A 6,261-nucleotide genomic window follows, 5' to 3' on the forward strand; every position below is an offset into this window, starting at 1 on the left:
AAACCCTTGTTTCACAATGATTTCAGGTAGTTCAAGAAAGATGCGAGTAAGGGATAGAGATATGACGGATGAACTTGGTAGCGCTAAAGCGCTGACTACGAACAATTATCAAGATTGTATGCTGAAAAGGGAGAGGATAGTATACCTCTATCCCAAAACGGTCACGTCTGCGACCCCCCATTCAATTTTATGACTTAATCACTTATCGCTGATTAGTTTAGCATCCCTATGGCATCCGCTCCTCATCTCCCTAACCAACCTTGGTGCTTCCACTCTCCCCAACTGAACGATATCCTCGATCGCACTCCAGTTACTGTGACGCTGGATACACCTGTGCTTGAGGTTTTGGCGCGAATGAGTCAAGTGCAGGGATGTTTCTGTTCCCAGGATGGAGAAAAGACGCCGGAACCCTCGCAGAATCCCTTAATGTCTCCTTCCACTAGCTGTGTCTTAGTCACTCAGGGAACCAAGCTTGTGGGTATCTTTACTGAACGGGATGTGGTGCGCTTAACGGCGCAGGGGCGCAATTTGGCGGGGGTGAGTATTCGTCAGGTGATGAGTCCCCCAGATTATCACCTCAAATCGAGCGAGTTTCGAGATTTTTTTAGCATTCTGGGTATTCTTAAACAATACCAGATTCGTCATCTGCCTGTGGTGGATGATCAGGAACAATTGCTGGGTTTAATTACCCTTTCTACCCTGCGTTCAGTGATTGAACCCTCTCATCTGCTGAAACTACGAACTGTGGATGAGGTGATGAATACTACCGTTATTCAAGCCACAGTCAATACCTCGGCTCTCAAACTAGCACAGTTAATGGCACGACATCGGGTCAGTTGTGTGGTTATTTGTCAAGGGATTGAGGGAAAACATCAACAAAAACCTGTGGGAATTGTCACCGAACGAGATATTGTTCAGTTTCAGGTATTGGGTGTCAATCTGAGTGGATTACAGGCAAATGATGTGATGAGTCAACCTCTATTTTGCCTACATCCCACAAATAATCTTTGGTACGCCCATCAGGAAATGCAGCGTCGTTATGTGCGGCGATTAGTCGTTACAGGTGACACAGGGGAATTGTTGGGAATTGTCACCCAAACTGGATTACTGCAAGTCCTTGATCCGATGGAAATGTATGGTGTAATTGACCAACTCCAGCAAGTCATCGGTCAGTTGGAAGCGGAAAAGATTGAGTTATTAGAAAGTCGCAATACTCAACTGGAATACTTAGTCCAATCTCGCACCCACCAATTACAAAAACAGGCGGAACGGGAACATATTTTACGGTCGATTGCCCAACGCATCCGCTGCTTCCTAAAACTTCCAGATATTTTCCAAGCCACGGTTCAGGAAGTGCGGCAATTACTTCATTGCGATCGCGTCTTGGTTTATCAGTTTGCCGAGGATTGGAGTGGGGAGATTGTGGCGGAATCGGTGGGTGAATTTCCCTCAGTTATCGGCTCACAAGTTCGTGATGCTTACTTTCAAGACACTAAAGGCGCTGACTATCTGAACGGGCGGCGTCAGGTGGCGCATAATATTTATCATCAAGGGTTAACCCCTTGCCATTTAGAATTACTCGAACAGTTTCAAGTCAAAGCCATTCTCACCGTTCCAATTATTATTAACGAACAACTTTGGGGCTTATTAGTTGCCCATCATTGTGCCGCCCCCCGCCAATGGGAACCTCAGGAATTAGACTTATTAGAACAACTCAGTGTGCAAATCGCGATCGCGATTCAACAGGCAAATGCTTTTGTCCAATTACAAACGGAACTCGTGGAACGGCAAAAGGCAGAAAAATTGGCAAAGGCAACTCAAGAACGACTGCATTATTTACTCTCGGCGAGTCCCACAGCAATTTACAGTCGCCAGTTTATTCCCCCTTATCAAACCACGTTTATTAGTGATAATATTACCGCTTTAATTGGCTATACGCCAGCCGAAATCCTGGAACAACCCGATTTTTGGTTAAGTCATATTCATCCCCAAGACTTACCCACCGTCCTCACCGGCTTTGCTCAACTGTTTCAACAAGGCTATTCGATTCAAGAATATCGGTTTAAGCGGAAAAATGGTGAGTATATTTGGCTACAAGATGATGGGAAACTGATCCGCAATGACCAAGGAATTCCCCAAGAAATTATCGGCGCGTGGCTGGATATTTCCCATCGAGTTCAGGCGCAGGAACAAGCCAAAACCAGTGATAAACTATTAGAGTTATTCTATGAATCTGCCCCCGTGGGTTTATGTATTACTAATGAACAATGGCGACTGGTAAGGGTGAATCCCGCCTTCTGTCAACTCTTTGCTTATCCCCGTGATTATTTATTAGGACGATCCTTAACTGAATTATTTGACCCCCATCATTCCGGTGAATGGCAAGTGCGGCGTCATGATGGTAAATTTATTGATATTCAGGTTACCACTGGACCGATTATGCAGCAAGGGGAACGCTGTTTGCGGGTAACCACGGTTACGGATATTACCGAACGCAAAAAAGCTGAACAAGCGATTCAATCCATGGCGGGACAATTGTCTACGGTGATTGATACCGTGGGCGAAGGAATTACTCTAAGTAATAGTCAGGGAAAATTTCGCATCTTTAACCATCAAATGCAGCAAATTACAGGCTATACGCGCCAAGAGGCGAATCGTTGTGAGAATTTCATGGCGAAACTGTATCCTGATCCGCTTATCTATCAGCAGGTGAAGCAATGGCAAAAAAGTCCCAGTAAGAAGCGCAAAATCCGCACCCTGGAAACGACATTTTTGGATAAAAACGGTGTCCAGAAAACCCTGCTAGTCTCCCATTCCATTATTCATCAAGACAAGCAACTATTCTTTTTAAGCGCCTATCGAGATATTAGCGATCGCAAACAGGCGGAAGAATCGTTAAAACACTTAAATGAAGTCCTAGAAAAGCGAGTACAAGAACGAACAACGGCGTTAGAACAGACAGTGGAACAACTGCACCGAGAAATTAAGGAACGCCAGCAAACGGAATTAGCCCTACAAGACTCCCATCGCCAGATTAACAATATATTAGAAAGTATTACCGAAGGCTTTTTTGCCCTAGATCAGGATTGGCGGTTTACCCACTTCAACTCCCTCTTATCCCCCTTAATTAATCGTCCCGTCGCCGATATGATTGGTCGATGTATCTGGGATGAATTTCCTAACGCCATGGGAAGGAAATTTGAAACCATCTATCGCCAAGCGGCGCGGGAACAAAAACCGAAGGCGTTTGAGGAGTTGTATGCGCCAAACAACACCTGGTTTGAAGTGCGGGTGTATCCCTCAGAAGAAGGGTTATCGGTCTATTTTCGGGATATTAGCGATCGCAAAAAAGCAGAATTGGCGCTGCAAGAGAGTCAGCGATTTATCCAACGGATTGCGGATACGAATCCGAATGTGCTATATATTTATGATATCGTCGAACAACGCAATATCTATATTAACCGTTCCGTGGCTCAAGTGCTGGGTTATAGTCCAGAGGAGATTCAGCAGATGGAATCGAAACTGTTTGAATCGCTAATGCATCCCGATGACTTAGCCCACATTTTACGCCAGCATCAACGCTTTTATACCGCCAAAGATGGGGATATTATTGAATGTGAGTATCGGATGCGCCATGCGAATGGTCAATGGCGTTGGTTATATAGTTGGGATACAATTTTTACTCGTACATCTGAGGGGAAACCGAAACAACTTCTGGGTACAGCGTCAGATATTACGTCGCGTAAACAGGTAGAAGAAACTCTACGCCAACAAGTTGAACGGGAACGATTAATCAGTGCGATGTCTCGACGCATTCGTCAATCCCTAGACTTGGAGACAATTCTGACAACGACGGTTGAAGAAGTCCAACAATTACTGATGGCTGACCGAGTATTAGTCTATCAGCTTTTTGAGGATAATCGGGGACGGGCAATTGCGGAAGGGGTAGCGTCAGGATTTCCCCAGTTATTGAATAGTATCTTTCCCGCGGAAGCCTTTCCCCAAAGCTGTTATCAGAATTATGTACAGGGAAAAGTGTATGCTTTAGCCGATCGCGATCGCGAAGATGTTCTACCTTGTATGGTAAACTTTATGCGGGAGTATGCAGTCCGGGCAAAACTGGTTGTCCCGATTGTGCAACAGGATATCCTCTGGGGATTACTCATTGTCCATCAATGTTCCCATCCGCGAGAGTGGCAAACCTGGGAAATTGAGTTACTCGTCTCCCTAGCCACCCAACTCGCGATCGCGATTAAACAGTCTCAATTATACGAGCAATTGCGCCACAATAATGATATCTTAGCCACAACCAATGCGGAACTCGCCCACGCCACCCGGTTAAAAGACGAGTTTCTGGCAAATATGAGTCATGAATTGCGAACGCCGCTGAATGCGATTCTGGGTTTATCGGAAAGCTTACAAGAAGAAGTCTATGGAGAGATTACCGAAAAGCAGCGCAAATCCCTCGCCACGATTGAAAAAAGTGGCAGACATTTACTGGAGTTAATTAACGATATTCTCGACTTAGCCAAGATTGAATCCGGGAAATTGGAGTTAAATCTGACACCTGTTAGTATTAGCCAACTGTGTGATGCGAGTTTATCCTTGATTAAACCTCTAGCCTTAGATAAAAACATTACGTTGACGGGGAATATTGCAGAAGGATTAGGAACGATTCTGGGCGATGAACGACGCTTACAGCAAGTCTTAATTAACTTATTAAGTAACGCGGTGAAGTTCACCCCAGAAGGGGGACAAATTACGGTGGAAATTTATAAGGATACGGAATGTAGAGACGTAGCATGCTACGTCTCTACATTCCCAGGAGATATTCTCTATATTAGTGTTAGTGATACGGGAATTGGCATTGCTAAAGAACATCTGGAGAAACTCTTTCAATCTTTCGTCCAAATTGATAGTAGTTTATCCCGGCATCATCAGGGAACAGGGTTAGGATTAGCATTAGTCCGGCGAATTGTGGAATTACATGGGGGATGGGTAACAGTCGAAAGTGAATTGGGAAAAGGGAGTTGTTTTACCGTGAGACTACCTTGGCGTTCTCATCCAGCGAATCATTCCATCAGTTACCCCGCAGAAAATGCGACGCTAGGGTGTAGTGTATCAGACATCGAAGATACAAATTTACCGCGAACAACTCCCTTAATTTTATTGGCTGAAGACAACGAAGCCAACACCCAAACCTTAGCCGATTATTTACAGGGAATCGGGTATGAAATGATCATGGCAAAAGATGGCAAAGAAGCCGTACAACTCAGCCAACGGCGCAAGCCTGATTTAATTTTAATGGACATTCAGATGCCAGAACTGGATGGGTTAAGTGCCACCCAACAGATTCGCGCTAACCCTCGTACTGCCAACATTCCAATTATTGCGATAACGGCGCTAGCCATGTCAGGCGATCGCGAAAAATGTTTAGCCGCAGGTGTATCATATTATATGACTAAACCTGTGAACTTGAAGAAACTAGCAACGATTATCAATGCCTTACTCACTGGATAGGCACATATAAACTATGAATCCTGAAATGTCCCACCCTACATTATCAAACACAATACTACCCCTCCTCCCGCGCTTGCTGAAGTAAACAATAAATCGCTAAACCCGCCGCCGCAATTCCTACAAAAGCTGAATAGGTATACAGAGTAACGACAAATGTACTCACTTCCAAGGTTTTTAGCAAAAGTTCAGAATGCTTCCTGTTCATCACAATCGGGTTGAATGCTTTACTCTTCCATCAAACACCCTCGAATCCCAGGTTTAATCCCAATCCTAACCCACTGGTTAACCCCTTTGTCCCAAGTTAGTCCCAAGTTAGTCTTAGGCAGGATGATTGCTATTGGTATACTGAGAAAAAGATTGTGCGATCGCGCATGTCCAGAGGTACAAAGGTTCATCCCGACTATATCCCCAAGCTGAAACAAGCACTCAGGCGCAATGGCTTCCCGCGTCAGATTGACTTAGCCGAAGCCGTAGGCGTATCGAAAAACACCGCATGGAACTTTCTCAACGGTAAACCCGTTGACCACTTAAACTTTCTCGAACTCTGTAATAAACTCGGCTATGATTGGCGAGAGGTTGCCGATTTGGGGGAAAATCCCGAAACCCAAAACGTGCCAAATGTCAATCCCAATTCCCCGCCTAACCCATCTGCTGTAGGGGCGGGTTTAGACGCTAACTCAACAACATCAACCCCCAACCCCTCAACAAAACCCGCCCTCACCACCGCAACCAACCCAACAA

The 6,261-nt window shown here is 45.1% G+C and carries 3 protein-coding genes; 2 read left to right on the plus strand and 1 reads right to left on the minus strand.

The window, feature by feature from the left end; genetic code table 11:
* Positions 1–228 precede the first annotated feature (228 nt).
* The gene (locus ACLFWI_RS24980; protein WP_446415169.1) at positions 229–5,520 is read left to right on the plus strand and encodes a PAS domain S-box protein; all 5,292 of its coding nucleotides are present in this window, start codon (positions 229–231) and stop codon (positions 5,518–5,520) included.
* A gap of 55 nt (positions 5,521–5,575) precedes the next feature.
* On the opposite strand, the gene ACLFWI_RS24985 is transcribed toward ACLFWI_RS24980, so the two are convergent.
* On the minus strand, positions 5,576–5,725 hold the full coding sequence (locus ACLFWI_RS24985; protein ID WP_157453004.1) for a hypothetical protein: 150 nt from the start codon (positions 5,723–5,725) through the stop codon (positions 5,576–5,578).
* Positions 5,726–5,879: 154 nt separating this feature from the next.
* Here ACLFWI_RS24985 and ACLFWI_RS24990 point away from each other — a divergent pair.
* Positions 5,880–6,261: helix-turn-helix domain-containing protein (locus ACLFWI_RS24990; RefSeq protein ID WP_446415170.1), on the plus strand; the 382-nt coding region annotated here is incomplete at its 3' end.

The sequence above is a fragment of the Coleofasciculus sp. genome, assembly GCF_046539235.1.
Taxonomy (GTDB): Bacteria; Cyanobacteriota; Cyanobacteriia; order Cyanobacteriales; family Coleofasciculaceae; genus Coleofasciculus.

What these genes read in the sequence shown, in the direction of transcription:
- ACLFWI_RS24980 (WP_446415169.1), top strand. Translation starts at nt 229, where the DNA reads ATGGCATCCGCTCCTCATCTCCCTAACCAACCTTGGTGCTTCCACTCT.
- ACLFWI_RS24985 (WP_157453004.1), bottom strand. Translation starts at nt 5,725, where the DNA reads ATGAACAGGAAGCATTCTGAACTTTTGCTAAAAACCTTGGAAGTGAGT.